General features: G+C 67.6%; 26 protein-coding genes. 11 read left to right on the top strand and 15 right to left on the bottom strand.

The window, feature by feature from the left end:
* Positions 1–31: 31 nt before the first annotated feature.
* Together J2753_RS10370 and bcp are read left to right on the top strand one after the other, a co-directional pair.
* Positions 32–961 (top strand): DNA replication complex subunit Gins51, encoded by a 930-nt coding sequence (locus J2753_RS10370; RefSeq protein WP_209491975.1) that lies wholly within the window; start codon positions 32–34, stop codon positions 959–961.
* A gap of 68 nt (positions 962–1,029) precedes the next feature.
* Complete coding sequence (gene bcp / locus J2753_RS10365) at positions 1,030–1,491, top strand: thioredoxin-dependent thiol peroxidase (RefSeq protein WP_209491974.1); 462 nt, start codon at positions 1,030–1,032, stop codon at positions 1,489–1,491.
* Here the strand turns inward: bcp and J2753_RS10360 are convergent, their stop codons facing one another.
* The 5 genes from J2753_RS10360 to J2753_RS10340 form a co-directional block, all read right to left on the bottom strand.
* Positions 1,492–2,448 carry a DMT family transporter gene (locus tag J2753_RS10360; protein WP_209491972.1) on the bottom strand — a complete coding sequence of 319 codons (957 nt, stop codon included), beginning with the start codon at positions 2,446–2,448 and terminating at the stop codon, positions 1,492–1,494.
* 55 nt (positions 2,449–2,503) lie between these two features.
* Positions 2,504–2,782, bottom strand: coding sequence for a hypothetical protein (locus J2753_RS10355; RefSeq protein ID WP_209491970.1), 279 nt, complete (start codon positions 2,780–2,782; stop codon positions 2,504–2,506).
* A gap of 56 nt (positions 2,783–2,838) precedes the next feature.
* Positions 2,839–3,885, bottom strand: coding sequence for a geranylfarnesyl diphosphate synthase (gene idsA3 / locus J2753_RS10350; RefSeq protein WP_209491968.1), 1,047 nt, complete (start codon positions 3,883–3,885; stop codon positions 2,839–2,841).
* Between the two features lie 2 nt (positions 3,886–3,887).
* Positions 3,888–5,234, bottom strand: a complete 1,347-nt coding sequence (locus J2753_RS10345) for a ribonuclease J (protein ID WP_209491966.1) — start codon at positions 5,232–5,234, stop codon at positions 3,888–3,890.
* Between the two features lie 211 nt (positions 5,235–5,445).
* The gene (locus J2753_RS10340) at positions 5,446–6,540 is read right to left on the bottom strand and encodes a DUF63 family protein (RefSeq protein WP_209491964.1); all 1,095 of its coding nucleotides are present in this window, start codon (positions 6,538–6,540) and stop codon (positions 5,446–5,448) included.
* Positions 6,541–6,634: 94 nt separating this feature from the next.
* Here J2753_RS10340 and J2753_RS10335 point away from each other — a divergent pair, with 94 nt between their 5' ends.
* Positions 6,635–7,000: a hypothetical protein gene (locus J2753_RS10335; protein ID WP_209491962.1), complete on the top strand. Its 366-nt coding sequence runs from the start codon at positions 6,635–6,637 to the stop codon at positions 6,998–7,000.
* Here J2753_RS10335 and J2753_RS10330 read toward each other — a convergent pair.
* Both J2753_RS10330 and J2753_RS10325 read right to left on the bottom strand, forming a co-directional pair.
* On the bottom strand, positions 6,997–7,446 hold the full coding sequence (locus J2753_RS10330) for an Lrp/AsnC family transcriptional regulator (RefSeq protein ID WP_209491961.1): 450 nt from the start codon (positions 7,444–7,446) through the stop codon (positions 6,997–6,999). The genes J2753_RS10335 and J2753_RS10330 overlap by 4 nt on opposite strands.
* Positions 7,447–7,496: 50 nt before the next feature.
* Positions 7,497–8,297, bottom strand: coding sequence for an inositol monophosphatase family protein (locus J2753_RS10325; protein WP_209491960.1), 801 nt, complete (start codon positions 8,295–8,297; stop codon positions 7,497–7,499).
* Between the two features lie 192 nt (positions 8,298–8,489).
* Between J2753_RS10325 and J2753_RS10320 the strand changes: the two genes are divergently transcribed.
* Positions 8,490–9,650, top strand: coding sequence for a CBS domain-containing protein (locus tag J2753_RS10320; RefSeq protein WP_209491959.1), 1,161 nt, complete (start codon positions 8,490–8,492; stop codon positions 9,648–9,650).
* Between the two features lie 260 nt (positions 9,651–9,910).
* Here the strand turns inward: J2753_RS10320 and radB are convergent, their stop codons facing one another.
* Positions 9,911–10,606 (bottom strand): DNA repair and recombination protein RadB, encoded by a 696-nt coding sequence (gene radB / locus J2753_RS10315; protein WP_209491958.1) that lies wholly within the window; start codon positions 10,604–10,606, stop codon positions 9,911–9,913.
* A 618-nt stretch (positions 10,607–11,224) separates the two neighbouring features.
* Here radB and J2753_RS10310 point away from each other — a divergent pair.
* From J2753_RS10310 to J2753_RS10300, 3 genes are read left to right on the top strand one after another with little or no spacing between them, the layout of a single operon-like run.
* Complete coding sequence (locus J2753_RS10310) at positions 11,225–13,447, top strand: CDC48 family AAA ATPase (protein WP_209491957.1); 2,223 nt, start codon at positions 11,225–11,227, stop codon at positions 13,445–13,447.
* A gap of 60 nt (positions 13,448–13,507) precedes the next feature.
* Positions 13,508–15,028, top strand: coding sequence for a hypothetical protein (locus J2753_RS10305; protein ID WP_209491956.1), 1,521 nt, complete (start codon positions 13,508–13,510; stop codon positions 15,026–15,028).
* A 49-nt stretch (positions 15,029–15,077) separates the two neighbouring features.
* Positions 15,078–15,950: an aldo/keto reductase gene (locus J2753_RS10300; protein WP_209491955.1), complete on the top strand. Its 873-nt coding sequence runs from the start codon at positions 15,078–15,080 to the stop codon at positions 15,948–15,950.
* A 453-nt stretch (positions 15,951–16,403) separates the two neighbouring features.
* Here the strand turns inward: J2753_RS10300 and phoU are convergent, their stop codons facing one another.
* Genes phoU through J2753_RS10275 form a run of 5 tightly spaced genes read right to left on the bottom strand, consistent with a single transcriptional unit; the run spans position 16,404 to position 21,559 of the window.
* Positions 16,404–17,075, bottom strand: coding sequence for a phosphate signaling complex protein PhoU (gene phoU, locus J2753_RS10295; protein ID WP_209491954.1), 672 nt, complete (start codon positions 17,073–17,075; stop codon positions 16,404–16,406).
* Positions 17,075–17,908, bottom strand: a complete 834-nt coding sequence (pstB, locus tag J2753_RS10290) for a phosphate ABC transporter ATP-binding protein PstB (RefSeq protein WP_209491952.1) — start codon at positions 17,906–17,908, stop codon at positions 17,075–17,077. The genes phoU and pstB overlap by 1 nt, the downstream gene beginning before the upstream one ends.
* A 13-nt stretch (positions 17,909–17,921) precedes the next feature.
* Positions 17,922–19,508: a phosphate ABC transporter permease PstA gene (gene pstA / locus J2753_RS10285; protein ID WP_209491950.1), complete on the bottom strand. Its 1,587-nt coding sequence runs from the start codon at positions 19,506–19,508 to the stop codon at positions 17,922–17,924.
* The gene (gene pstC / locus J2753_RS10280) at positions 19,505–20,494 is read right to left on the bottom strand and encodes a phosphate ABC transporter permease subunit PstC (protein ID WP_209491948.1); all 990 of its coding nucleotides are present in this window, start codon (positions 20,492–20,494) and stop codon (positions 19,505–19,507) included. The genes pstA and pstC overlap by 4 nt, the downstream gene beginning before the upstream one ends.
* Positions 20,495–20,554: 60 nt before the next feature.
* Complete coding sequence (locus J2753_RS10275; protein ID WP_209491946.1) at positions 20,555–21,559, bottom strand: PstS family phosphate ABC transporter substrate-binding protein; 1,005 nt, start codon at positions 21,557–21,559, stop codon at positions 20,555–20,557.
* Between the two features lie 284 nt (positions 21,560–21,843).
* Here J2753_RS10275 and J2753_RS10270 point away from each other — a divergent pair, with 284 nt between their 5' ends.
* Positions 21,844–22,845: a phosphate signaling complex PhoU family protein gene (locus tag J2753_RS10270; RefSeq protein ID WP_209491944.1), complete on the top strand. Its 1,002-nt coding sequence runs from the start codon at positions 21,844–21,846 to the stop codon at positions 22,843–22,845.
* Here the strand turns inward: J2753_RS10270 and J2753_RS10265 are convergent.
* Both J2753_RS10265 and J2753_RS10260 read right to left on the bottom strand, forming a co-directional pair.
* Positions 22,842–22,991 (bottom strand): hypothetical protein, encoded by a 150-nt coding sequence (locus tag J2753_RS10265; RefSeq protein WP_209491942.1) that lies wholly within the window; start codon positions 22,989–22,991, stop codon positions 22,842–22,844. The genes J2753_RS10270 and J2753_RS10265 overlap by 4 nt on opposite strands.
* Before the next feature lie 86 nt (positions 22,992–23,077).
* On the bottom strand, positions 23,078–23,452 hold the full coding sequence (locus J2753_RS10260; protein WP_209491941.1) for a 30S ribosomal protein S8e: 375 nt from the start codon (positions 23,450–23,452) through the stop codon (positions 23,078–23,080).
* A gap of 159 nt (positions 23,453–23,611) precedes the next feature.
* On the opposite strand from J2753_RS10260, the gene J2753_RS10255 reads away from it, so the two are divergent.
* Genes J2753_RS10255 through J2753_RS10245 form a run of 3 tightly spaced genes read left to right on the top strand, consistent with a single transcriptional unit; the run spans position 23,612 to position 25,530 of the window.
* Positions 23,612–24,061 (top strand): DUF2240 family protein, encoded by a 450-nt coding sequence (locus tag J2753_RS10255; RefSeq protein ID WP_209491939.1) that lies wholly within the window; start codon positions 23,612–23,614, stop codon positions 24,059–24,061.
* Positions 24,058–24,471 carry a hypothetical protein gene (locus J2753_RS10250; protein ID WP_209491937.1) on the top strand — a complete coding sequence of 138 codons (414 nt, stop codon included), beginning with the start codon at positions 24,058–24,060 and terminating at the stop codon, positions 24,469–24,471. Before J2753_RS10255 ends, J2753_RS10250 begins: the two co-directional genes overlap by 4 nt.
* A 6-nt stretch (positions 24,472–24,477) precedes the next feature.
* The gene (locus J2753_RS10245; protein WP_379810342.1) at positions 24,478–25,530 is read left to right on the top strand and encodes a mechanosensitive ion channel family protein; all 1,053 of its coding nucleotides are present in this window, start codon (positions 24,478–24,480) and stop codon (positions 25,528–25,530) included.
* Positions 25,531–25,561: the final 31 nt, after the last annotated feature.

Below are 25,561 nucleotides of genomic sequence, written 5' to 3'. Positions count from 1 at the left end.
CCGTCGCGCCACTCGCGACCCAGACCACAGCATGGATATCGACGAACTACAGACGGTCCAGAGCAAGGAGCGCCAGAAGGACAGCCTCCAGCATCTGCGGGACTCCTTCTACGAGGACGTGGCGGCCTACATCGAGGAGCTGAAAGCCGAACGCGACCGCGTCGCCGACGAGACTGACGACCCGTTCTCGGACCCGGAGGTCTCCCAGCTTTCCGACGACATCGAGCGCGGGGAGGACGTCGTGGAGGCAATCTACGAGCGCCGGGTCGGCAAGGTCGTGAAGATGGCCTCCTTCGCCGCCGCGGATATGCCGGTCGAGGAGGAGGGGCTGACCACACAGGAGCGGGACCTGTTCGAGGACATGGTCGGCCGCATCGGCGAGAACCGCTCGCGGGTGCTCGACATCCTCGCGGGTGAGGGCGACAGCATGCCCACCTCGCCCGGCGGCGCGCCGGGGGCTCAGCCCGCACCGACGGAGGAAACATCCGCCCCTGAGCGCTCGCCCAGCCCGGAGCCGGACCCGGAGCCCGAACCGTCGACGGCCGATACCGACGACAGCGCGCCCGCCCGCACGGAGCCGGCAGTCGGCACCGGATCGACCGAACCGGCATCCGAGAGTCCATCGGACGCGCCGTCGGAGGTCCCGCCGGAGGAGTTGGATGAGTCGAAAACACCGCCCGCCCCGCCAGAGGAGGGGATGGACCCACGATCTGATGGCGGCGTCGCGGCCGAAGCAGTGGCTGGCGGGGACGGCTCGCCGGTGCCCGCCGGCCCAGCGGAGGACGCGACGGGCGCCGATGAGGACGCGGCCCGAACGACGGTCCGCGTCACCGAGGACGTGGGTCGGCTACTCGGCGTCGACGACCGCGAGTACGAACTCAAGCGCGACGACGTGGTCTCGCTGCCCGAGGACAACGCCGACGCGCTGCTCCAGCGTGAGGCTGCCGAACGGCTCTGGTGATCGGACGGGCGTTGTGGACACCCGCTGGGAGCGGAAAGCGTTAGTCCCCACCGGCCACAGGTCGAGGCATGCTCGAACCCGGCGATGACGCACCACAGTTCTCACTCCCGAACCAGGACGGCGAGGAACTCTCGCTCGACGAGACTCCCGGCGAGTACACGGTCGTCTACTTCTATCCGCGGGCCGATACCCCCGGCTGTACGACGGAGGCTTGCTCGTTCCGGGACGACTGGGACGCCTACGAGGCGGCCGGCGTCTCCGTCGTCGGCATCAGCGACGACCCCGTCGAGGATCTCGAGGACTTCCGCGAGAAGTACGACCTGCCCTTCGACCTGCTCTCGGACGAGGACGGCGATGTGTCGGCGGCGTACAGTTCCTACGGCGAGAAGAACGTCTTCGGCAACGAAGTGATGGGCGTGTTCCGGAACACGTTCGTCGTCGACGACGACGGCGAGATCGTCGAAGCCTACGAGGGCGTCGACCCCGAGAACCACGCCGACGAGATCCTCGCGGATCTCGGGCTGGCCTGATCAGACGCCAAAGCGGTGGAGTTCCTCGGCGACGACCTCGCGGTTGAGCACGAGGAAGCCAAGGAGGATGAAGCCGAAGCCGGCGATAGCGACCGGCGGCAACTGTTCGCCAAGCAGCGCCCAGCCAGTGAGCGACGCGACCACCGGCACGGCGTAGCTGACGAGGTTCGCCGTGAACGGCCCGCGACGGCGCATCAGCGTGAAGTAGGCGCCGTAGCCCACCGAACTCGCAACGACGCCGACGTACGCCACGGCCAGCAGCGTGTCGGTACCGCTGGGGACCGTCACCGTCTCCCCCATCGCGAGGCTGGCGGCGTGGAGCATCACCGCGCCGACGGCCATCGCCCACCCGGTCGTCGGAAGGCTGGCCATCGGCGCCTCGATGCGGCGCAGGAGCACGCTCCCCGCCGCAACCGAGATGACGGCGCCGAACACCAGCGCCGCGCCCACGCCGTCGGGCCCGAGCACCGCGAACACGGGCGAGAGGAACTCCGGCGCGTTCGCTGGCGCGGCCGCGGTCGCCGTCGGATCGGGGCGAGCGATCAGTACGACGCCGATCAGGCCCAGCACGATGCCCACGGCGTCACGGGCGGCCAGTCCCGCCCCGGAGAGGAGGACGGCGGCGAACCCGACCGTGAGGACGGGGTTGAGGCTGTAGACGACCGAGGCGATGGAGCCGGAGGTGTACAGTTGGCCGACGAACAGGAAGAACACGTTGCCGAACACGAGCAGCGCGGCGGCCGCGAAGATGGCTTCCCAGTCGGCCCGTACCTGCGGGACCTCCAGCCGACCCAGCGCCGCCAGCGCGGTCAGCGTGACGGCGGCGCCGACATCGAAGCGGTAGCCGGCGAACAGGACCGGATCGAGCGTCCGGAGGCCGACCTCGATGGCCGAGAAGCCCGCTCCCCATGCGACGGCGAGCAGCGCGAACAGCGCGGCGTCCTGGTAGCGAGACACGTCGGATGGTGAGCCGGCGGCGGCTTGAGCGTGTCCATCGTGGCCCGTGATGCCCCTACTGCATCACCTTCTCGAACAGCGGGTCGACGTACTCCCACTTGGCGTCGACGTTCACGAGAGCGAAGCTCTCGTGTGCAGACGAGAATCTCTGATTCTCGTCGACGACGAAGGGTAGCGTGAACAGGACGAGCACCGTGATGGCGCTGACCACCTCCCCCGGCAGGCCAAAGCGAGGGAGCGCCGACCCGGCGAACGCCCCGGTGTGGGCGCCGGCGATGACGAACAGCAGTTGGCGCACGGAGCGGCGGCGGCGGTCGCTGGGCGTGGACTCCATACGGCGACGACTCTCAGGGGTGGAGTAAAGGCGATACGGCCGAAACGGGGCGCCGCTCAGTAGCCCCGGGTGATCAGGTAGTCCGCCAGATCAGCCAGCAGGTGGCTCGCCTCGTTGTCCGGGAGCACGTCGAGATGCTCCTTCGAGCGGGCGGTCAGCTCCTGGGCCTTCGAGCGGGCGTACTCGATGCTGCCAGCCTCCTCGAGCGTCGCGACGGCGTCGGCGACCTCCCGCTCGGTGAGGTCGTCGGCCGTCTCGGCGTCGACGAGGTTGTCCACGTCGACGCCCTGCTGGCGGGCGTGGAGCGTGATCAGCGTCTCCTTCTCGCCCACGAGGTCCGAGCCGCGCTGCTTGCCCAGCTCCTCGCTCGGGACTGTCAGGTCGAGCACGTCGTCCTGAATCTGGAACGCGCGGCCCGAGTCGATGCCGTACTGGCGCAGCGCTTCGACGGTGTCGTCGTCGGCGCCGAGCAGGATGGCGGGGATGGCCGCGGACGCGCCGTAGAGCACGGCGGTCTTGAGTTCGACCATCTCCAGATACTCCTCGGGCAGTACCCCGTGGCGGTTCTCGAACTCCACGTCCAGGGCCTGCCCCTCGCAGATCTGGGTGCAGGTCCGTGCGAGGCGGTTCGTCGCGGCGACGGAGAGCTCCGGCTGACTGCCGGTGTCGGTCATGAACTCGAACGCCTTGGCGTACAGCGTGTCGCCCGCGAGGATCGCCGTCTCCTCGTCGTACTCGCGGTGGACCGCCGGCACGCCCCGGCGCAGGTCGTCGTCGTCCATGATGTCGTCGTGGATCAGCGTGAACGACTGGATGACCTCGATGCTGACTGCGGCCCGCAGCAGGTCGATGTCGTCGCCGAACAGCGCGGGGAACTCCCGGTAGTCCGCGCTTCCGGGCGCCACGTCGGCGAGCGCCTCGCCGACGAGCAGACAGACCGTCGGTCGCAGGCGCTTCCCGCCCGCGTCGAGCAGGTAGCGCGAGGCCTCGTAGAGGCGCTCGGGCTCCTGAACCGGGAGCTCCGCCGCGATGGCGTCGTTGACCCGCTCGCGGCGCTCGGTCACCGCAGCGAGCAGCCGTTCGACCGTCGCGTCCTCGCTCATGATCACTCCGTGAGCGAGATCACGTTGCCGTTACGCGAGAGGTGGATGTCGTCGCCCAGGTTGTACCCCTCGGACTCGCAGAGTTCGACGTAGTCGGCGAGGTGCTTCAGGCTCTGGTGGGCGGGGACGATGTTCTTGGGCTGGAGCGCCTCCAGCATCTGGTGGTGGCCCTCGGTGCGCAGGTGGCCCGACACGTGGATGTCGTCGTAGATGTGGGCGCCCTGCATCTTGAGGAGCTGTTCGGACTGGTAGCGCTGGCCCTCGTTGGTGGGCTCCGGGATGACCCGGGCGCTGAAGATGACCTTGTCGCCTTCCTCCAGGTCGTAGGGGGTCTCGCCCTTACCCATACGGGTGAGCATCGCGCGCGGCTCGCCCTGGTGGCCGGTCACGATGGGGAGGTAGTTCTCCTTGCCCTCCTTCATGATCCGCTTGAACGTGCGGTCGACGGACTTCCGGTGGCCGTACATCCCGAGGTCGTCCGGGAAGTCGACGAAGCCGAGGCGTTCGGCGGTGCCGGAGTACTTCTCCATCGAGCGACCGAGGAGCACGGGTTCGCGGCCGATCTCCTCGGCGAACTCGACGAGGCTCTTGACCCGAGCGATGTGGCTCGAGAACGTGGTGGCGACGATCCCCCCGTCGTAGTCCTTGATGCTCTGCATCACGTCACGCAGGTGCTCGCGGGCGACCCGCTCGGAGGGAGTTCGGCCCTTGCGGCCCGCGTTCGTACAGTCCTCGATGTAGGCCAGCACGCCCTCATCCTCGCGACCGATCTCACGGAACCGCTCCATGTCGATTGGGTCGCCGATGACGGGCGTGTGGTCCATCCGCTTGTCGAGGCCGTACACCACGGCGCCCTCCGGCGTGTGGAGGACGGGGTTGATGGCGTCGATGATGGAGTGGGTGATGTTGACGAACTCGAGTTCGGTCTCGTCGCCGATCTGCATCGTCTCGCCCGGATCCATCTTGATCAGGTCGTTGTCGACCTGGAACTTCGACTCGCTCTGGATCTGCTGTTTGACGAGTTCGATGGTGAACGGCGCCGAGACGATGGGGGCGTCGTAGCGGTGTGCTAGCTTCGAGATGGCGCCGATGTGGTCGAGGTGGCCGTGGGTCGGGACGATGGCCTGCACGTCGCCCTCGATCTCGGACATGACGCGGTCGTCGGGGATCGCGCCCATGTCGATGAGGTCGAGGCTGTGCATCTGCTCGGTCTCGACGTTGTCGTGGATCAGGACCTTACTCAGGTTCAGACCCATGTCGAAGATGACCACGTCCTGTCCCGCACGGACTGCTGTACACTGTCTGCCGACTTCTTCGTAGCCGCCGATTGTTGCGATTTCGACTTCCATGGTTGGGTGCACTCAAAGCCACGTTCGTGGCGGTGTGCGTACTGAAACAGCCGCGAGTTCTGGGGGCCGTGGACCCCGGCGTCTTACAGCGCGTCGGTCACCGATCCCCGCAACGCCACACTGGCGCTTACCCGCGGGTGTTCTTACCGTCCCTTCTCCGCCCGAGGGTAAAAATGGCGCGGGTCGGCGGCCGTGGGGGTCGGGGACCGCCTCAGACCCCGAACACCGACCGCAGGAGGTCCCGCGTGCCCGGGCCGAGGCCGACGGCGGCGACGGCGACGAGCAGCAGGATGGTGTAGCGCGGGCTCTCCTCGGCGAGTTGGCCGTCGAACACCCAGACCACGAACGTCGCCGCGACCATCTTCACCACGAGGAACGGCCACGCCGCGCCGAACAGGTCGACGATGAAGCGGTTCGCGGGGTGTTTCGGGCTGAGGTTGTACGGCACGCCAAGCGCCATCAGGTAGTCGAGACCGATCACGTTCGCGGCGCCGTCGACAGCGTGGGCGACGAGCACCATCCCGCCGGCCAGCCCCGTCCCCTCGTTGACTTCCGGCGCGAACCGTTCGATAGCGACCCACGTCGCCAGCGCCGCCGCCGCGGCAAGTCCCACCATCGCGACGAGGACCAGCGGGTAGAACGTCACCGCGGACTCGATGACCGCGAGCACGGCGAGATAGGCCACCGAGAGCAGGAAGCCGGCGGTGCCCATCGTCCCCAGCGCGTAGTCATAGCGGTCGACGACCTCCCGGCGGGCCAGCCAGATCGACGCCACGATGCAGGCAAGCGCCACCCCGAACACGGTGAAGTAGATGACGGGGCTGATCAGCAGCGTGTTGAGCGGGTAGTCGAACCAGCTATCGCCGATAGCGTTGTGGGCGTCCTCGACGGTCCGGAGCGCGCCGCCCAGCAGCATGAACGGGACCATGGCCCAGAACAGCCCGCGCTCCTCGCCGATCTCGAGGCGTTCGAGCAGGAACACCACGCCCGAGACCGTCAGCAGCAGCGCGATCATGTAGCCGACCTCGCTCACGATGGTGTAGCCCGGCTCCGCGACGGGTTCGGCGGCGCCCGCACACGCCGACTTGCTGTAGAGATACTCGATGGTGCTTCCGGGCCGGATCGCGCAGGTGGCGTTGTGGGCGTCGGCCTGCACTGGCCCCCAGAAGTAGTGCCAGAGGAAACTGTCGTACACCGTCTCGGGGAACAGCAGCGAACCCCCGCCCAGCACCAGCACCAGCGCCCCGACGACGGCTGCCCACAGCTGCTGGGGCTCGGCGTCGAGGCGCTCGCGGAGGGAGAACATACCTCGAAAGGGCACAGCATGGGGCTTCAGGGTTGCGGTCTCGGGCACCGCACGTAGCCACTACTGTTACCCTTTCCCCACCCGGACAGCAGCCATGGTCACAGTTTCGCTGCAGGTGCTCGCGGGCGCCGCCGTCGCGGTGGTGCTCGTCGTCTTCGGGAGCTACCGGAAGGGGAAGGCCGACGGGATCGAGCAGGCCCAGCGCGCGGCGTCACACGAGGCCCACGAGCAGGCGACCGAGCGCGCCCCGCCGGTCGACATCGGGGACAGCGTCTCGCTGGCGGTCAAGGAGTTCCGGGCCCACCACTCCGGCGAGCGTGCCGGGGTCTGCAAGAAGCAGGGGTTCGTCATCTTCGTCGACGGCGTCCCGGATGGCGTCGACGTTGGCGACGTGATCGACGCCGAAATCGTCGCGTTCGGCCCCGACCGCAACTCCGCCGAGGCCCAGTACGTCGGTTAGATCGGGAGGCCGTCGGCCTCGTAGTCGGTGCCGAGGACGACCATCGTCTGGGAGCGCGCGAACCCCTCCGTGCCAGCGATGTGGTCGAACATCAGTTCCCGGAGCGCGTCGGTGTCCTCGGCGTAGACGCGCACCATCACGTCCCACTCGCCGGTGGTCAGGTGGACCTCCTTCACCTCCGGCAGGCCGGCGAGATGGGCGAGCGCCTCGTCCTCGCGCCCCTGATCGGTTCGCAGGCCGACGAACGCGCTGACGCCGTAGCCCACCTCCCGGGCGTCGATGTCGGCGTGGTAGCCCTTGATCACGCCCGCCTCCTCCATCCGGCTCACCCGGTCGTGGACGGTCGCACTGGACATATCGATCCGGCGAGCGACCTCGCTGAACGGCGTCCGGGCGTCCTCCTGCAGGATCCGGAGGATCTGCCGGTCCGTCTCGTCGAGTTCCATACCCGAGGTGGGAGGTGGGGGTCCTTTGGGGTTGCGGCTACCGAGTCCAGCTATCCATCGATCTCTTGGGCCCCAGCCACCATCTCCTCGTGGAGTTCCCCGTTCGAGGCGACCAGCCCCCGAGCGTCGTGGTGCCAGCGCTCCCCCCGGAGGTCGGTCACCTGCCCGCCGGCCTGCCGGATCAGGTGGACGCCGGCGATGGTGTCCCACGGCTTCGTGTGGACGTTGGTGATCACACCCTCGACGGCGCCGGCGGCGACCATCGACAGCGCGGCCTGCGCGCTGCCCGGGCGCCGGAGGTCCGCGAAGCGGCGGACGATGGCTTCACACGCGCGAGCGTACTCGTCGCGACGCTCGCGGGGCCACCAGACTGTCGGGACAACGGCCGCGCGCTCGGGGTCCGAAACCGTCGAGACCGAAATCTCGGTGCCGTTGCGGTAGGCGGCCTCGCTATCGGCGGTGTACACGTCGTCGAGTGCGGGTAGGACGTTACAGGCCGCGACCGGCAGGCCGTCGACGACGCAGGCCACCGAGGTGACCCACGTCGTCAGTTCCCGGACGAAGCTGTTGGTGCCGTCGATGGGGTCGATGATCCACGCCGGGCCCGTCTCGGGGACGGCTTTCAGCGCGTCGCCCTCCTCGCCGACAATCGGTTCCGCCGGGCGCTCCTCGCGGATGATCTCCTCGACCTCGCGCTGGGCGGCGCGGTCGGCCTCCGTCACCACGTCGGTCTTCCCGGCTTTCGTCTCGACGGCGACGCCGGTACGGAAGAACTCTGCCGCGACGTCGCCGCCCGCGACCGCTGCACGGCGGGCTAGCGCCGCGCGCCCGGTCGCTCCGTGATCGTGCATGGTTCATCGGCTGGGACGGCCAGCCCAAAGAACGCTCCGGGTTCGGAGCCGCCCCAGATCTGGCTCGACCGCCAACACGGCCACGCCTGCCGGGGGCTCGGGTCGGCGTCGGCGGGCGGTACTGGTGCGCGGTGACGACTCACATGGGGGCGACAAGTTTCAAGGGCTCTCCGGGGGAACTTCGAACTGCTTATGGATATCTCCGATATTGCCGTCGAGGAGTTCGCCGAGGTCGACGCCGACACGCGTGTCGCGAAGGTCCGGTCGTTGTTCGAACGGGAGAACCTGAAAGGGATCGTCGTGATGGAGAACGGTGACTGCATCGGCGTGCTGCGGGAGAAACAGCTGATTCAGTCACACGTCGAGGACGACACCAAGGTGTCGGCCATCGTGCGCTCCTCCCGGAGTGGCGGGAGCCCTCCGAAAGTCGGCCGCCACGACGACGTGCGCGAGGTCTGTCGCGTTCTCGTCGAGGGCGACGTGAAGGTCGCGCCCGTCTACGAGGGTGAGAACCTCTGGGGTATCGTCGCCGCCGACGACATCCTGCGCGCGGTCCACGAGAACCTCGAGGCCATCACCGTCGGCGACATCGCGACCACCTCGGTCGTCACGATCACCGAGGACGACCACGTCGGCAAGGCGATCAACCGCCTGCGCGAGCACGGTATCTCCCGGATCCCGGTCGTCAACGAGTCTGCCGAACTGACGGGGATCCTCACGACCAACGACATCGTGGAGTTCGCGGTCCGCGACGAGGAGCGCCAGGGGTCGAAAGACCGTCGTGGCGAGATCGACCGCATGCTCGACATCCCCGTCTACGACCTGATGTCGAGTCCAGTCAACACGATCACGCCGGGCGAGACCGTCGAGGACGCGGTGTCGGTGATGTTCGACAACGGCATCTCGGGGCTGGTCGTGACGGCGACGCCCGACGGCGCCGACGTGGCCGGCGTGATCACGAAGACCGACGTGCTGCGCGCGCTCTCGCTCACCGAGCAGGAGTCGATGAACGTCCAGATCACGAACATCAACCTCCTGGACGACCTCACCCGCGAGGCGCTGGTCGAGGACGTCACGCAGGTCGTCGACAAGTTCCAGGAGATGAACGTGCTCCACGCCCACGTGCGCTTCACCCAGCACAAGGAGAAGCTCCGTGGCACGCCGCTGATCCGGTGTCAGATCCGCCTGCGAACCACGCAGGGGCAGGTCGCCGGCTCCGGCGAGGGCTACGGCGCCGACCACGCGTTCCACGTCGCGCTCGACCGCCTGGAGCGGAACGTGCTCGAACTGAAGGGTGTGAAGGCCGACGAGGAGTACCGCGGCCAGCTCCTCCGGAAGCTGAACGAGCTCTAAAACGACCTTTTGCTGCGGGCCCCGGAGGGCCCTTGCAAAAGCTCGACCAAAAGCCTGCGAGCCTCCCTCCGGGAGAGCGAAGCTCTCCCGTGCTCCCGCTCGCGATGCTCGCGGGAACTCCGGTCGGCTCTTGGCCTGCTCACTCGCTTCGCTCGTTCGCAGTACTACTCTCCCGACAGCACATCTCCGGCTGAATCGCGCGACTTCCGGGTTCTGCTATTCGGGTACCGTCGGGTTCGGCAAGAAAGAGTCGGCTTGACTCAGAAGTCCTCGGCGGCGCCGAGCCCGTCCTCGGTGATTCGGAACGTCGCCGTCTGTCCTGCTGCTTTCGAACGGTGCTTCTCCAGCGCCGCGCGGCGGTTACCGCCGCGGAACCGCTCTAGCCGTAGCACCACGCCGGTCCAGTGCTCCAGCGTGTTCCCGCCCAGCCCCCGGGTTCGGTCGGCGTCGGGGTCGCGGAACACCTGGTTGGTGATGACGACCGCGAGGTCGTGTTTCCGGGCCAGCGAGAGCAGGTGGGTGACCTGGCTGGCGACTTTTCGGAGGGACTGGCCGCTGGCGTCGTCGCCGGCGCGTTCGAGGCGGTAGAACCCCGTCGCGGAGTCGAGGACGATCAGGTCGACGGAGTCGGCGAACTCTTCTGCGTCCCGGACTGCCTCGGCCTGCTCGTCGAAGTCGTACGCTTCGGAGACGACGATGCGGCCGGCGACCTCCTCGAACTCCTCGGCGTCGGTTTTGCCCTCGACGATCTGACGGAAGCGGTCGATGGAGAGGCCTTCGGTGTCGATGTACAGCGCGCGGCCGCCGCCGACCGCGGCTTCGACGGCCGCCGAGAGCGCGACGTTCGTTTTCCCCGCCGCCGGTTCGCCGTACACCTGCGTGACGGTGCCACGCTCGAAGCCGCCGCCGAGCAGGTCGTCGAGGGGCGCACAGCCGGTGGGGACGGGATCGCTCATTGGGGGTGGTAACGCGGGGTGGTACGAAAGGGCTCGGGAGTTAGTCGGATGTGGTTCACGTTTCGGATCGCGTTCGATGGATGTTCCGGTGGGCTTAGCGACAGCAACCGCGAACACGACCGCGGAGTTCCCATGGCCACTTGTGACCGCACGGCGCCGCACTGCAGCCACCGCCTCCCCAGCCGATTCAGTCGCTTCGCTCCTTCATCCCTCGCGCTTGGTTCGCGTCCGTCGACGCGAACGCTTCGCGCCGCAGCCGCCGCGGCTGCGGAGCGGTGGACGCCTCGCGCTCGCGCCTGCCGCGAGCGCGGGGGGAGGGGTGGGGACTCGGTACTGCGCCGTCGCCGAGAATCTGCGATTCTCGGCTGCCAACCAGAAATCGGAGATTTCTGGTGACCGGGGTTCATCCCCGGCGCCCGGCGGTCACAATTTGCCAACGATAGAGCTGCTGTCGCTGTCGCGGTCCCCACCAGCCCGGACCAAGCCAACACCAACCCCGAATCCCCGCCACGTCCCCGCCTCACGAAAGTACTCCAATCCATGCGAAACCCCCTCACCCTAACGCCACACTTATGCGCGGAGGCGAACTACTTCCAGACAACTCATTCCGGGTTACTCATGAACGAAGTCCAACTGGAAGTCGCGAAAGCGTACCCGAACGACTCGGGCCGTGGCATCGCTCGGCTCGACCCCGACACGCTCCTCCACTTGAAGCTCTCCCCCGGGGACATCATCGAGATCGAGGGCGCCGAGACCACGGCCGCGAAGGTCTGGCGCGCCGATCGACAGGACTGGAACACCGACACGGTGCGCATCGACGGCTTCACCCGGCAGAACGCCGACGTGAGCATCGGCGAACGCGTCACCATCCGGAAGGCCGAGGCCGAGACCGCCGAGAAGCTCACCCTCGCGCCGCCGGAGGAGGCGTCGGTGCAGTTCGGCTCGGAAGCCGCCGGCATGGTCAAACGGCAGATCCTCAAGCGCCCGGTGGTCGAGCGCGACATCGTCCCCGTGATGTCCAGCACGAACCACCCGTTCATGCGCTCTCCCGGGCAGGCGATCCCGCTGATCGCCGTCGAGACCGAACCCGACGGCGTCTGTCTGGTCACCGAGGAGACCGAGGTCGAACTCCGCGAGGAGCCGATTTCGGGCTTCGACAAGACCGGCGGCGGGATCACCTACGAGGACATCGGCGGCCTCGAGGACGAGATCCAGCGCGTCCGGGAGATGGTCGAACTGCCGATGAAGCACCCCCAGATCTTCAACAAACTCGGCATCGAGCCACCCCAGGGGGTGCTGCTCCACGGCCCGCCCGGCACCGGGAAGACGCTGCTCGCGAAGGCCGTCGCCAACGAGACCTCCGCGAGTTTCTTCTCCATCGCCGGCCCGGAGATCATCTCGAAGTACTACGGTGAGTCCGAACAGCAGTTGCGGGAGATCTTCGAGGACGCCAAAGACGACAGCCCCTCCATCGTCTTCATCGACGAACTCGACTCCATCGCACCCAAGCGCGAGGACGTGACCGGCGAGGTCGAGCGCCGCGTCGTCGCCCAACTGCTGACGATGATGGACGGCCTCGACTCGCGCGGGCAGGTCATCGTCATCGGCGCCACCAACCGCGTCGACAGCGTCGACCCCGCGCTCCGCCGTCCCGGCCGGTTCGACCGTGAGATCGAGATCGGTGTCCCCGACGAGACCGGACGCAAGGAGATCCTACAGATCCACAGCCGCGGGATGCCGCTCTCGGACGATGTCGACCTCAACCACCTCGCCGACGAGACCCACGGCTTCGTCGGCGCCGACATCGAGAGTCTGAGCAAGGAGGCGGCGATGAAGGCGCTGCGGCGCTACCTCCCCGAGATCGACCTCGACGAGGAGGAGGTCCCGCCCAGCCTGATCGACCGGATGATCGTCAAGAAGGGAGACTTCCGCGGCGCGCTCAACGAGGTCGAACCCAGCGCGATGCGGGAGGTACTGGTCGAACTCCCCAAGATCACGTGGGACGACGTTGGCGGCCTCGAGCAGCCCAAACAGCAGATCAAGGAGGCCGTCGAGTGGCCCCTCTCCAGTCCCGAGAAGTTCGACCGGATGGGCGTCGAAGCCCCGAAGGGCGTACTGCTGTACGGCCCGCCCGGGACCGGGAAGACGCTGATGGCGAAAGCCGTCGCCAACGAGACCAACGCCAACTTCATCTCGGTGCGCGGGCCGCAGCTGCTCTCGAAGTGGGTCGGCGAGTCCGAGAAGGCGATCCGGCAGACGTTCCGGAAGGCCCAGCAGGTCTCGCCCACCGTCATCTTCTTCGACGAACTCGACTCGCTCGCGCCGAGTCGGGGCCAGGAGGCGGGGACGAACGTCTCCGAGCGCGTCGTGAATCAGCTCCTGACCGAACTCGACGGGCTCGAAGAGATGGGCGAGGTGATGGTGATCGCCGCCACCAACCGCCCGGACATGATCGACCCCGCGCTGATCCGCTCGGGCCGGTTCGACCGCCTCGTGATGGTCGGCGCGCCCGATCAGGCGGGTCGCGAGAAGATCCTCGAGATCCACACCCAGGACACGCCGCTGGCCCCCGATGTGAGCCTGAAGGAGATCGCGGAGATCACCGACGGCTACGTCGGCTCCGACCTCGAGTCGATCTGTCGCGAGGCCGCCATCGAGGCGCTGCGTGACGCCGACGATGCCGAGGAAGTAGCGATGAGTCACTTCCGGCAGGCCATCGAGTCGGTGCGGCCGACCATTACCGAGGACCTGATGGACTACTACGAGGGCGTCGAGGAGGAGTTCCGGGGCAACGCCAACGCGGGCCGCGAGCGCACCGGGAACCGCCTCGGGTTCCAGTAGGCACAAAACGCGCTTTTTCCTTACACAACGACCTTTTAGTTGCCAGTCCCACCTGTAGGTATGCGCCGACGCGCCCTCCTCGCGACGCTGGCCAGCGGGACTGCCCTGCTCGCTGGCTGTAGCGCGAGCGACCCGACCGAGACCGACACCAACCAGTCGACGCCCGACGGAACCGAGTCGAACAGCACGCCCGACGAGGTGGTCCGACTGGACGGGAACCAACTCTGGGGCGCAAGCATCGTCGACCTCGAAACTGTCGACCGGACGTACGCGCTCTCGCCGATGCGATACCGCACCGAAGACGGCGCGGAAGTCCGGATGCGCTTCGACGCCACCGCAACCGCCGACTCCCCCGCTCGACTGATCGCCTCGATCCAGAACACCGACAAGTACCCCGAGCAGTTCGACCTCGACTGGTTCCCGCCCTTTGGCCGTTCGACCAGTGAACCCCCACGTGAGCACCACGAGCGACTGATGGGGGCAGGGCTCCGTGACCAAGGAAGCCTCGTACTCGCACCGACCGAGAACCACGACCTCGTCGACGACCCGCCCGAAGTCGAACGCGACGCGGACGGCATCTGGCGGCTGGCGGGCGAGACCGACCGTTGGCTCCCCGAGACGATCACGCTCGACGCCGGGGAGGCCGTCCGCGGCGAGTACGCCGTCGTCGGCCACCCCGAGGGCTCTGGTCGACCGACGGGCGTCTACGAGTTCCTCCGCGCTGGGGACGACAACGACACCAGCATCACCGTCTGGGAGACGGACGCGCCGGGTCCGGACGAAGAGTCGCGGTTCGCCGGCGAGTCGGTCCCCTCGCTCGCGGGTGACGAAGGCGACGACGGGGACGACGACGCGGGTGGGGTGACGTGGTTCCACGAGGCAGACGAGTCCACGGCCGCGTACCTCTGGCCGGAGACCGAGAAGACCGACCTCCCGGCGGGTATTACGTTCCAGTTCGTCAACCACACTCGGGAGGCGCTTGGCTGTGGCCACTGGTACGTGTACAAACTCCACGACGGCGAGTGGTTCGACCTCGGCCCGTACGTCCGGACCGCCGACTGTCGGATGGTTCCGCCCGCGGGGACGAAGTCGTGGACGCTCCACGCCTACGGCGGCGGCGGGAGCCTCCCGCCCGAGGACGGCCGCGCGTACCCCTTCCTCGGCGGCGGGCGCTATGCAGTGAGTGTTGGCTACGGCGACGAGTCGTCGTCGAGTGCCGCGATGGTGGAACTCACGGGCGACCCCATCGAGATCGTTCCCACCGAGGACGTGGCGAGTGAACGCGACGGGAGTACTGTCACCTTGACGAACCCCGAGTGGTCCGAAGACGGCGAGGATGCGGTGACGCTCACGCTCACTCGCGCCGACTCGGCCGAGGAGACGCTGATCCGCGAGCAGGTGATGCGCCGGTGGCACCGCGGCCTCCGGAACACGCTCGCGTTCGTCGAGGAGGACGTCGAGGAGGTCCGGCTCCGAACGCTCGAACGGTACGCCCACGGGCCGATTGGCTACGACGGGTCGACTCGGCGCGTCCGTGTCGACGGGCAGGCCTACGAGCTATCGGCATCGGGGATGGAGTAGCGCTGCCGGTAGCACAACGCCCAACCCGGCGAGGCTGTTTCGTTCATGTATGACTACGAACCAGAGCGACACGTTCGACATCGGCGAGTACACTGTCCACCGACTGGGGTTCGGTGCGATGCGGCTCTGTGGCGAGAACATCATCGGGGCACCCGACGACGAAGCGGCGTCCCGTGAAGTCGCCAGAGAGGCAGTCGACCTCGGCGTCGACTTCATCGACACGGCGGACTCCTACGGCCCCGGAACCAGCGAGCGCCTGCTCCGGGAGGCCGGTGTCGTCGGTACGGGTGCGACCGGCGACGGTCGGCCGGACGCCGACGACGCCCTCGTCGCGACGAAGGGTGGCCTCCTCCGGAGCCCCGACGGCGACTGGCTCCCGAACGGCGACCCAGACTACCTCAAGAACGCCGCGCTGGCGTCGCTGGACCGACTCGGCGTCGACAGTATCGACCTCTACCAGTTCCACCGGCCCGACCCGGACACCGACTTCGCGGCGTCGGTCGCCGCGCTCGGCGAACTCAAAGACGACGGGCTGATCGAGAACGTCGGCGTGAGCAACGTCTCCGTCGAGCAGTTGGAGACCGCTCGCGACCACGTCGAGGTGGCGACGGTCCAGAACGAGTACAACCTCACGAACCGCGAGCATCAGGACGTGCTCGACGCCTGTGAGGATGCCGGCATCGGCTTCATCCCGTACTTCCCCATCGGCGCGGGCGATCTCGACGAGAAAGCCGAGGTCGTCGACGACGTCGCCGAGGCCCACGACGCCTCGCGCTACCAGATCGCGCTGGCGTGGCTGCTCGGGAGTTCGGACGTGACGCTCCCGATTCCGGGAACGTCGAGCGTCGAGCACCTGCGGGAGAACGTCGCCGCCAGCGAAATCGACCTGCGTGAGGGCGAGATCGCGCGGTTGAGCGAGTAGCGGCGTCGATTAGGAGTTTTTCCCCGTCCTGCGCCGGCCGTGCCAGCGTCTCGAGAGTTGGCCACTTGCGGTCGTCACCGCCGGCTGCGGTGGCGCGAAGCGCGAGCGCCGATGTGCGTGAGCAAGCGCGAGGGACGAGCGACTGTATGTTCTCGTGAGCGGGGCGGAACCGAAGGTTCCGCTAGCAGGGAGGAGCGAAGCCCCTCGGGCAACCGAAAGCCAGCGGCTTTCGGTGACAGCCGGCGGCGACGCCGCCGGCGACGAAGCGAACGAGAGCACGGCAGAGCTTGCTCTGCCGGAGGGAGCGAGTCGGCTGGGGAGGCCGTGGTCGCGGTGTGGTCGCTGTGCGGTCACAAGTGGCCCTGGGAACTCCGCGGTGCTGTTCCTGCTGTTCAACGCACCCAATCGCCGTACTGTCTCAACTCCGGCTCAAAGCAAAAGTCCGCCAGCCAATCAGTAGATCAGTTCGTCGGAGTTCTCGACCATGTAGAGCGTGCGGGCGGCGACGTTGACCGCGTGGTCGCCCACGCGCTCTAAGTCCCGCACGGTGAGGAGGAGCCGCGACACGTCGGCCATCAGGTCCTCGACCTCCTCGCGGTCCTCGGTTTCCTTCTCGATCAGGTCCCGGACGATGATCTCCGAGGCGTTCTCACAGAGCGCGTCGAGTTCGTCGTCGCGCTCCGCGACCCCGAAGCAGCCCTCTGGTTCCTCGTCCTCGTAGGCCGCCATCGCCATCGCGAGCATCTCGAGGGTCTCGTCGCCGATGCGCTGGACGTCGACGTCCGGGAACACCTCGTAGCGGGCCTCCTCGGCGTACCCCCCGAGGTTGGTCGCCAGATCCGCGATGCGTTCGAGGTCGGTGATGATCTTAAAGGAGGAGGCGATAAAGCGCAGGTCGCCCGCGACTGGCTGCTGGAGCGCCAGCAGGTCGATGCAGTCCTGTTCGAGGTCGAGGTAGAGCTGATTCACCTCGTCGTCGCGGTCGATGACCTCGCGGCCGAGCGCCTCGTCCTGCTGTTCGAGGGCGTCGAGCCCCATGCGGAGGCGTTCGGCGACGACCTCCCCCATGTAGAGCACGTCCTCGCGGAGCGATTCGAGCTGTCGTTGGTAGTCGTCTCGTGGCATTATCCGAACTTCCCCGTGATGTAGTCTTCAACCCGGTCGTTCTCGGGGTTCTCGAACACCTTGTCGGTGTCGTCGAACTCCACCAACTCCCCGCCGGTCAGGAACACGGCGGTCTTGTCGGAAATACGGGCGGCCTGCTGCATGTTGTGTGTAACGATGATGACCGTGAACTCCTCGGCCATCTCGTCGATCAGGTCCTCGATCTTCGAGGTGGCGACGGGGTCGAGCGCCGACGCTGGCTCGTCCATCAGCACCACCTCGGGGTCGACGGCGATGGCCCGGGCGATGCAGAGTCGCTGCTGCTGTCCGCCCGAGAGGTCGAGGCCGGACTGGTCGAGCTGATCTTTCACCTCGTCCCAGAGCGCGGCCTTTCGCAGCGCCTCCTCGACTTTCTCGTCGAGGTTCTCGGTGCGGTCCTGCAGGCGCAGGCCGTAGGCGACGTTGTCGTAGATGCTCTTGGGGAAGGGGTTTGGCTGCTGGAACACCATCCCGATGCGGCGCCGGAGCGCAACCGGGTCGACGTCGTCGTCGTAGACGTTCTTCCCGTTGAACAGCATCTCGCCCTCGACGCGCGCGGCGTCGATCAGGTCGTTCATCCGGTTGATGCTCCGGAGATACGTGGATTTCCCACAGCCGGAGGGGCCGACCATCGCGGTCACCCGCTTTTCGGGGATCTCCATGCTCACCGACTGGAGCGCCTGTTCGTCGTTGTACCAGACGCTCAGATCGCGGCTCTCGATGATCGTCGACGCCTCGCCGTCGGCGTCGCGATCCCGCCCCCGACCCTCGGGGACGCTGACCGCGTACTCGTCGCCGCTCGATCCCTCGCTCATGTCCGATGCCTGGTTACCGTTGCTCATAGTGGTTGCGTACGTAGATGGCGATGGAGTTCATGCTCAGCATCGCGGTCAACAGCACCACGATACCCGCCGCGAGCACGGTGGTGTAGAACGCCGGGCTGGCGTACGTCGACGCCCAGACGTACAGTTGGAGCGGCATCGCGCCGACCGTGGAGTTCCACGAGTCGGGGACTCCGAACACCTGTGCCGCGCCGATCACCAGCAGCGGCGCCGTCTCGCCGATGGCTCGCGAGAGCGCGAGGATCGTCCCAGTGAGGATCCCCGGGAACGCCCGCGGGAGCACGACGTTCTTGACGGTCTGCCAGCGCGTCGCGCCCATACCGTAGGACGCCTGCCGCGCGGAGTCGGGCACCGCCCGGATCGCCTCGCGGGCGGAGATGATCACGATGGGGAACACGAGCAGTGCGAGCGTCGCGCCGCCGACCAGCAGCGTCCCGGTCTGTGCCCCGCCGTAGCGGACGAACAGCCCCAGCCCCAGCAGGCCGTACACCACGCTGGGGACGCCGGCGAGGTTGCTGATGTTCACGTCGATGATGCGGGTGACCGTCGTGTCGGGCGCGTACTCCTCGAGATACACCGCGGCGCCGACGCCGGCCGGGATGGCGATGGCCGCCACGGTGAACATCAGCAGGATCGTGCCGACGATTCCGGAGTAGATCCCGACCGCGCCGGGGTCGGCCCCGCGCTGGACGGTGCTAGTCAGGAACCCCCAGTCGACCCACGACTCGGGGCCGGCGAAGCCGAGCGCGCCGACGAACAGTTCGCCAACGAGCGCACCCCCGACGATCACCGCCGGGAGCAGCAGGCCGGCGCGGCGCTCGGGTCGCTCGATAGCGACGACCGAGAGGTAGAGCGCGGTCGGCACGCCCGCGAACAGGGCGAGTGCGACGCCGGGGATCGCGCCGACCCCGGTGACGGTGCCGAGGACGCCCGCGACGGCGCTGCCGACGACGATACCGGCGCCGGTGGTCAGCCCTGCACGCCGGCCCCAGCGCCCGCGTGTCCAGCGGCCCAGCAGTAGTGCTTCCGGAATCCCGATGGTCAGCACGAGCACCATCCAGTCGGCGGGCACCGTCGGGAGCCCCTGCACGAGATCCGGTACGAACAGGAGCGATCCCGCGGTCACGGCCAGCACGGCCGTGATCTCCGCGAGGAACGGGATGTCGCGCTCGGTGCGGTCCAGTGCGACGACGACGCCCACGGGGATCGCGAACGCGACGACGAAGGAGAGCCAGACCAGCGTCGGGATCACGTCGATGAACAGCGCGGCGAGGCCGCCGGCGTACAGCGCCGCGATAGTCGGGAGCATGATGCCGAGCAGCCCCGTCGTCAGCGTGCCGTAGCTCCGCTGGTAGCTCCACCAGCCCACGCCGAGCGTCGGGAGGACGAACGTGAGCAGGAAGGTCAGATGCCAGCCGGGATCGGCCGTCAGCGGCCGGAACGCGTCGTTGGCGACGTACACCAGCAGCACCGCGAGTGTCAGGATACCCGCGAGCGTCGACGCCAGCAGCACGCCACGGAACAGCTGTCCGACACGGCGGCTGACACGGCCGAACTCGTCGGTGTCACTCATTGGTAGTCCTCCTGGTAGCGTCGGGCGATCAGGTCACTCAGTACGTTCATCCCCAGCGTGATGACGAACAGCACCAGTCCCACCGCGAACAGGCTGCGGTAGGCCAGCCCCCCGCCGGTCACGTCGCCGGTCAGGAGTTGGATCATCGCCGCCGTCATCGTCATCCCGGGTTCGAGATACGACTCGGGGTCGAACAAGGAGAGATACGAGGAGAGGCTCGTCGGGTCGAACTCCCGGGCGAGCGAGCCACCCGCGAGCGTCACGGCCATGGTCTCGCCGATGGCACGCGAGAGCGCGAGGATGAACGAGGAGAAGATTCCCGACGCCGCCGCGGGGACGACGACGCCCGTGGAGACGTCGTACTTGGTCGCGCCCATCCCGTAGCCGGCCTGCCGCAGGTCGTCGGGCACCGCCTGCATCGCGTCCTCGGAGACGGAGGCGACCATCGGGAGGATCATGATGCCGACGACGATACAGGCCGAGGCGACGTTGAACAGGCCGTCGACGCCGAACAGCGCGTCGAGGGCGGGCGTGATGTACGCTACCGCGAAGATGCCGTAGATGATCGACGGCACACCCGCGAGCACTTCGAGCGCGGGCTTGAGGTACGAGCGCGCGCGCTCGCTCGCGTACTCGCTGAGGTAGAGCGCGGTCGCCACCCCGAGCGGGATGGCGATCAGCCCCGAGCCGATGGTCACCATCAGCGTCACCGCTACCAGCGGCATGACGCCGAGGTTCGGGCCCTGCAGCCCCCACTCGCTGCCCGTAAAGAACTCAGTCAGCGTCGCGGTGGGGCCGTCGATGCCCACGAGCGGCGCGGTGATACTGAAGAACTTCGCGGCCTCGAACGTCAGGAGGCCGATGATACTCAGCGTCGTCGCGACCGAGAGCGCCGCACAGCCGAAGAAAAACCCCTTCGCCAGTAGCTCCCGGGAGGAGTTCTGTGTCCGGCGGGTCAGCGCCTCCGTCGACGAGTCACCGCTCATGTGGATCAATCATCGGTGTATCCCCGAAAAAGCGCTTCGTTGTGCGGCTCACCGCGACGACTACTCCGACTCGGCCTCGATTGCGGAGTCGAGACGGTCGAGGTTCTCGTCGCGTTCGGCCTCGGTGTTGGGCACGTAGCCGACCTCGTCGGCCACGATGGCCTTGTTGGTGCTGTTCTCGAGCCAGAAGCGCGCGAACTCGGCGACGTGGTCCTCGGCCAGCGCCGACCGCGCGGGGTAGGTAAACAGCGGTCGCGAGAGCGGCTGGTACTCGCCGCTGCTTGCGGTTTCGAGGGTCGGTTTCACGCAGCCGTCGCCGTTGTCGATGCCCAGCGCGGTCACGCGGTCCGTGTTCTCGGAGTAGTAGGCAAAGCCCATGTAGCCGATGGCGTACTCGCTGTTGGCGACGCCGTTGATGATCTGGTTGTCCTGTTCGGTCGACTGATAGTCCGTCCGGTGGCCGGTCTCCTCGCCGAGGATCTCCTCGTGGAAGTAGTCGAACGTCCCGGAGGCGTCAGTGGGCCCGTAGAGCTGGATCTCCTCGTCGGGCCAGTCGCTGTTCACGTCGCTCCAGGTCGTCGGCTTCGAGTCCGCCGCCCAGACCTCCGCGAGATCCTCGACGGTGATGCACTCCTCGCCGTCCTCGCCGAACCAGCTCGCGTCGTTGTTGACGACGACGGTCAGCGCGTCGGTCGCGACCTTGAGTTCGACCGGCGTCACGTCGTTGTTCGTACACTGCTCCTGCTCGGTCTCGGAGATCGGGCGGGAGGCGTTGTTGAAGTCCGTGTCGCCGGTACAGAAGTAGTTCGTGAAGCCGCCGCCGCTCCCCGTGGAGTTGATCGAGATGTCGACGTTCGGGTGCATCTCCTCCGCGGTGAACTCCCCGCGCATCGCCACCGCGAGGGGGAACACCGTCGAACTCCCCGAGATGTCGATGTTGCCGGAGAGCCCGCTAGCGGTCTCGGTACCCGTGTTACTCGTACAGCCCGCGGCCGCTACGGCGCCCGTGGTAGCGACACCGGCCATGAACGAACGTCGGGAGACACCGTTGGTCTTCTTTGCCATCACTCAGCCGGAACACGCTCGTAGGTAAATACACTACTATGAAATCTATATAGTGCAATATATGAGCATAGTCCACAAACCCAGCTGCACGTAGACACCGGCCCCAACCGAAGTGTACCGACTCCCCTGGGGCGGTTCCTTCGACAGCCGACAGGAGCGGCGTACTGATCGGGCTCGGTAGTGATCGTGGCGAAGGTCGTCGACGACCACCGTATACGCCGATCTCGTTCGGAGTATATAGACTCGGGAAACGTTTATCACCCGTTCCGGGACTACGTACTCCCATGGCCGAGACCCGGAAGGTGCAGGTGACCGGTGGTTCCACGTTCACAGTCTCCATTCCCAAAGACTGGGCGACCGACAACGACGTGGAAGCCGGGAGCCGTGTCGTGTTCAACCCCGAGGGCGACTCGTTGATTCTGACTCCCGTCTCCGACGAGGAGCGGACCGAAGGGAGCCTCGACGTCGCGGGACTGGCGGGCGAAGAGCTTCGACGCGCGGTGATGACTATGTACGTCTCCGGATTCGACGTGATCACGCTGACGGCCGACCGGATCACGACCGGCCAGCGCCGGACGATCCGTGAGGCGACCCAGAGCCTGGTCGGCCTGGAGGTGTTAGAGGAGACGGGCGACCGCGTGGTCGTGCGGGACCTGCTCGACTCTTCGGAGCTATCGATCCACAACGCCGTCGACCGCATGCGGCTGATCGCCGCGTCGATGCTCGCGGACGCCGTCGAGGCGCTTTCGACCGCCGACGCGGACCTGGCCCACGACGTGATCCAGCGCGACGACGACGTGGATCGCCTCTACATGGTCGTCTCCCGGATCTTCCGGGCGACGCTCCGCAGCCCCACCGCCGCCGAGGAGTTGGGCCTCCCCCGCGAGACCTGTTTCGACTACCATTCCAGCGCCCGACAGCTCGAGCGCGTCGCGGACCACGCGACCAAGATCGCCCACCTCTCGCTCGAACTGGAAGAGACCCCGCCCGCGGAAGTCGTCGAGTCGCTCGGCGAACTCCACGAGGCCGCCGACGCGGTCATCGACGACGGGATGGCCGCGCTGTTCGCCGCGGAGAACGACGACGCGATCCGGCTGGCCAACGGTGCCCGCGAGCGCGTCCAGGAGATCGACAGCAACGCCCGCGAGATCGACGAACTGCTCCGGGATCTCGACCCCGCGCGGGCACAGCTACTGGGCCTGATCGTCGACTCGCTCTCCCGCTCGGCGGACTACGGCGGCAACGTCGCCGAGACTGCGCTCCAGAACGCGGCGCCGACGCCTTAAGCGAACTCGCCGCCGGTTATCTCCGCCCCGCCGTGCTCGACGGCGGCGCCGTTCCAGCCAGTGAGGTCGGCGGCGGCGTCGAAACTCAAGACCGTGTCCGTCACCGCTGCGGCGACAGTCGTCACCGACCCCTCACCAACTGTCACTCGTAGGGTGGGAGCCGGGCGTAGTCGTAGCTCGTCGCCGGTGCAGTCGCTGATAGGTATGGAGAACGGGAGAACGCGAGTCGCGATTACTCTTCGATGACGACGGCGCTGACCTGGCCGGTCTGGCCGGGTCGCGAGGTCACGCGGGCCGTGCCGGCGCTGGTCTCGATGACGGCGCCCTTGGTGATGATGTTCCGTCGAACGTAGTTGACGTTCGCCGGGTTCTCGCTCACGTCCTCGATCTCGGCCTCGACGGTCTCCTCGCCGTCGGCGACCTGGGCCGTGTTGGTCGAGAGCGCGCGGATCTTGCGGTTGTCACCACGGGCGTCGACGACGCGGAACCGCGGCTCGCCGACAGTCGTCTCGGTGGGCTCGTTGCCGAGCTGGTGTCGCTTCTTCTTCTGCGATCGAACGAGTCGACCCCCGGTGCGCTTGCGTCGGGAGGGTCCCTGGTCCTGCATACGTGCGAAAACGACGAGGGAATACTTGAAGCGTTCGACTCTCGGCCCAGCGCCGAGCGACGGCGAGGCGCACGGCCGGAGTCGAGCCAGCGAGGACACGGTTGGCGACCGAGTGGCCGCTCCGCAACGCTTAGGCCCGCCCGCGCCCGCCTCACGAGCATGAGTTTGGAGGCCACCGTCGCCGTCCCGTTCCGGCAGGAGGGCCGGGAACGGCTCGGCGACGGCGAGTTCGTCGTCGCGCTCTCGCTGGACCGGGACTGGTTCTCCCCCGACCAGGCAAAGCGCGTGGTCGACGTGGCGCTCGGCCGAGGGCTGCTCGCGCGCGACGAGGGGGAGTTGGTCGCGCAGTTCGACCCCGAGGCCGTCGACGTGCCCGAGGAGTTCGTCCCGGACGCGTCGATCCTGCGCGAGCAGAGCGCCTTCGAGAAGGTACTCGACCGCGTTACCGACGCCGGCGTCGAGAAACAGGCCGCGGTCGCGGGGATCAACGAACTCCAGCGCGAACTGGGGCTGACAATCGAGGCCGCGGCGGTCGTCTACGCCCGCCGCGAGGGCGTCGACGTGGCGGACGTCGCGCCCGCGGCCCGCCGGTCGGTGGTGGGCGAATGAGCGCCGACCGCGTGCGGGACGGCCACCGGATCGCCGAACTGCTGGCCTCCGAGTTGGAGAGCGGCGCCAGCCCCGACGCGCTGGCGGTGATCGACGCCGACCCCGAAGTGGAGCCGGTCCCCGAGGGGGCGCTGGCGTACCGCGTCCGGGACACGGCGGCAGACGAGGAGATCGCGGCCGTCTACGTCCAACCGGACCGCGCCCACGTGGAGTTCAGCGTGGCCCCGGCGGCCGTCGCCGAGACAGCCGAGGCGGAGGGCCTCCGGGCCCGTCCGAAGGCGGCCCACCCCCCGCAGACCATCGTGTTCGTGGAGGACGGCGCGCAGGCCAAGTGGATACTCCCGGCGTTCGAGACGGCACTGGCCGGCGACGGGACCGACGGCAACGCTTTTTCTGAGGGGGCGGGATAGGCCGCTGTGAGCTTGGGCCCAGCACTCCCGATACAGTCGGTCGATGGGGTAATCGACCGGCTCACGACGCTGTCTCCCAACTGGGGGAGTTCGCCCGCGCTGAGCTTCCTGCTTCTGGTGGTGGTCGGGTCCGTCGGCTACATCCTCTCGCGGTACGTCGTGCGCCTGCTGGGCCGGTCCGTCGCCAAGCGGTTCCGCCGCCAGAGCGTCGCCCAGATCGTGCTGCGGGCGATCCGCGCGACGATCACGCTGTTTTTCGTCCTCATCGGCGCGGGGCTGGTGGGCCTCAAACTGAGCAACATCGTCCTCTCGGTCACGGTGTTCTCCGCCGTGGTCGGTATTGTGCTGGCGCCGCTGGTGGGATCGGTGATCAACGGCCTGTTCCTGCTGGCTGACGAGCCTTACGAGATCGGCGATATGGTCGAACTCCCCGACGGGACCCGGGGGTTCATCGACGACATCACGATCCGCTACACGAAGATATTCACGCTCGACAACACGTTCCTCGTCATCCCGAACGACGTGATCCGACAGGACAAGGTGACGAACCTCTCGGCGGAGGACGAGCGCACCCGCCTCTCGGTGTCGGTGTCGATATCTTACGAGAGCGACATCGCCACAGCCCGGAGCCTGTTCGAGTCCGCAGCGGTCACCGCCGACGGGGTCATCGAGGGCGGCCCGGACATCCGCATCGGTTCCGCACGCTACCCGGCGCGGCCGACCTGCTACATCGACGAGTACGGCGACAGCGCGGTGATCCTGACGCTTCGCTACTGGGTCGACCGGCCGTACAAGCTGATGACGGCCCGCTCGCGCGTCCAGACGGCCATCTGGGAGCGCCTGCAGGAGAAAGACGTCGACGTGGAGATGGCCTACCCGCACCGCCATCTGGTGTTCGACGACACCAGCGGCGAGGCGCGGGTCGCGACCCGCGAGGGCGGGGAGCGCGAGGCCGTCGAGTCGGCGGCGCTCAGCGACCGATCCGGGGCAGAATCCAGCGGAGAAGCCGGTGATGGCGACGGGACCGACGGGGGTGCGGACGCCGACACCGACCGCTGAATCGCGCGGGCGCGCGTCGCGACCGACAGCT

It is taken from the genome of Halolamina salifodinae, assembly GCF_017874235.1.
Lineage (GTDB): Archaea > Halobacteriota > Halobacteria > Halobacteriales > Haloferacaceae > Halolamina > Halolamina salifodinae.
The sequence above is the reverse complement of the archived record's forward strand: the minus strand, read 5'-3'. Positions and strand labels throughout refer to the sequence as shown.

What these genes read in the sequence shown, in the direction of transcription:
- J2753_RS10370 (WP_209491975.1), top strand. Translation starts at nt 32, where the DNA reads ATGGATATCGACGAACTACAGACGGTCCAGAGCAAGGAGCGCCAGAAG.
- bcp (WP_209491974.1), top strand. Translation starts at nt 1,030, where the DNA reads ATGCTCGAACCCGGCGATGACGCACCACAGTTCTCACTCCCGAACCAG.
- J2753_RS10355 (WP_209491970.1), bottom strand. Translation starts at nt 2,782, where the DNA reads ATGGAGTCCACGCCCAGCGACCGCCGCCGCCGCTCCGTGCGCCAACTG.
- idsA3 (WP_209491968.1), bottom strand. Translation starts at nt 3,885, where the DNA reads ATGAGCGAGGACGCGACGGTCGAACGGCTGCTCGCTGCGGTGACCGAG.
- J2753_RS10345 (WP_209491966.1), bottom strand. Translation starts at nt 5,234, where the DNA reads ATGGAAGTCGAAATCGCAACAATCGGCGGCTACGAAGAAGTCGGCAGA.
- J2753_RS10340 (WP_209491964.1), bottom strand. Translation starts at nt 6,540, where the DNA reads ATGTTCTCCCTCCGCGAGCGCCTCGACGCCGAGCCCCAGCAGCTGTGG.
- J2753_RS10335 (WP_209491962.1), top strand. Translation starts at nt 6,635, where the DNA reads ATGGTCACAGTTTCGCTGCAGGTGCTCGCGGGCGCCGCCGTCGCGGTG.
- J2753_RS10330 (WP_209491961.1), bottom strand. Translation starts at nt 7,446, where the DNA reads ATGGAACTCGACGAGACGGACCGGCAGATCCTCCGGATCCTGCAGGAG.
- J2753_RS10325 (WP_209491960.1), bottom strand. Translation starts at nt 8,297, where the DNA reads ATGCACGATCACGGAGCGACCGGGCGCGCGGCGCTAGCCCGCCGTGCA.
- J2753_RS10320 (WP_209491959.1), top strand. Translation starts at nt 8,490, where the DNA reads ATGGATATCTCCGATATTGCCGTCGAGGAGTTCGCCGAGGTCGACGCC.
- radB (WP_209491958.1), bottom strand. Translation starts at nt 10,606, where the DNA reads ATGAGCGATCCCGTCCCCACCGGCTGTGCGCCCCTCGACGACCTGCTC.
- J2753_RS10310 (WP_209491957.1), top strand. Translation starts at nt 11,225, where the DNA reads ATGAACGAAGTCCAACTGGAAGTCGCGAAAGCGTACCCGAACGACTCG.
- J2753_RS10305 (WP_209491956.1), top strand. Translation starts at nt 13,508, where the DNA reads ATGCGCCGACGCGCCCTCCTCGCGACGCTGGCCAGCGGGACTGCCCTG.
- J2753_RS10300 (WP_209491955.1), top strand. Translation starts at nt 15,078, where the DNA reads ATGACTACGAACCAGAGCGACACGTTCGACATCGGCGAGTACACTGTC.
- phoU (WP_209491954.1), bottom strand. Translation starts at nt 17,075, where the DNA reads ATGCCACGAGACGACTACCAACGACAGCTCGAATCGCTCCGCGAGGAC.
- pstB (WP_209491952.1), bottom strand. Translation starts at nt 17,908, where the DNA reads ATGAGCGAGGGATCGAGCGGCGACGAGTACGCGGTCAGCGTCCCCGAG.
- pstA (WP_209491950.1), bottom strand. Translation starts at nt 19,508, where the DNA reads ATGAGTGACACCGACGAGTTCGGCCGTGTCAGCCGCCGTGTCGGACAG.
- pstC (WP_209491948.1), bottom strand. Translation starts at nt 20,494, where the DNA reads ATGAGCGGTGACTCGTCGACGGAGGCGCTGACCCGCCGGACACAGAAC.
- J2753_RS10275 (WP_209491946.1), bottom strand. Translation starts at nt 21,559, where the DNA reads ATGGCAAAGAAGACCAACGGTGTCTCCCGACGTTCGTTCATGGCCGGT.
- J2753_RS10270 (WP_209491944.1), top strand. Translation starts at nt 21,844, where the DNA reads ATGGCCGAGACCCGGAAGGTGCAGGTGACCGGTGGTTCCACGTTCACA.
- J2753_RS10260 (WP_209491941.1), bottom strand. Translation starts at nt 23,452, where the DNA reads ATGCAGGACCAGGGACCCTCCCGACGCAAGCGCACCGGGGGTCGACTC.
- J2753_RS10255 (WP_209491939.1), top strand. Translation starts at nt 23,612, where the DNA reads ATGAGTTTGGAGGCCACCGTCGCCGTCCCGTTCCGGCAGGAGGGCCGG.
- J2753_RS10250 (WP_209491937.1), top strand. Translation starts at nt 24,058, where the DNA reads ATGAGCGCCGACCGCGTGCGGGACGGCCACCGGATCGCCGAACTGCTG.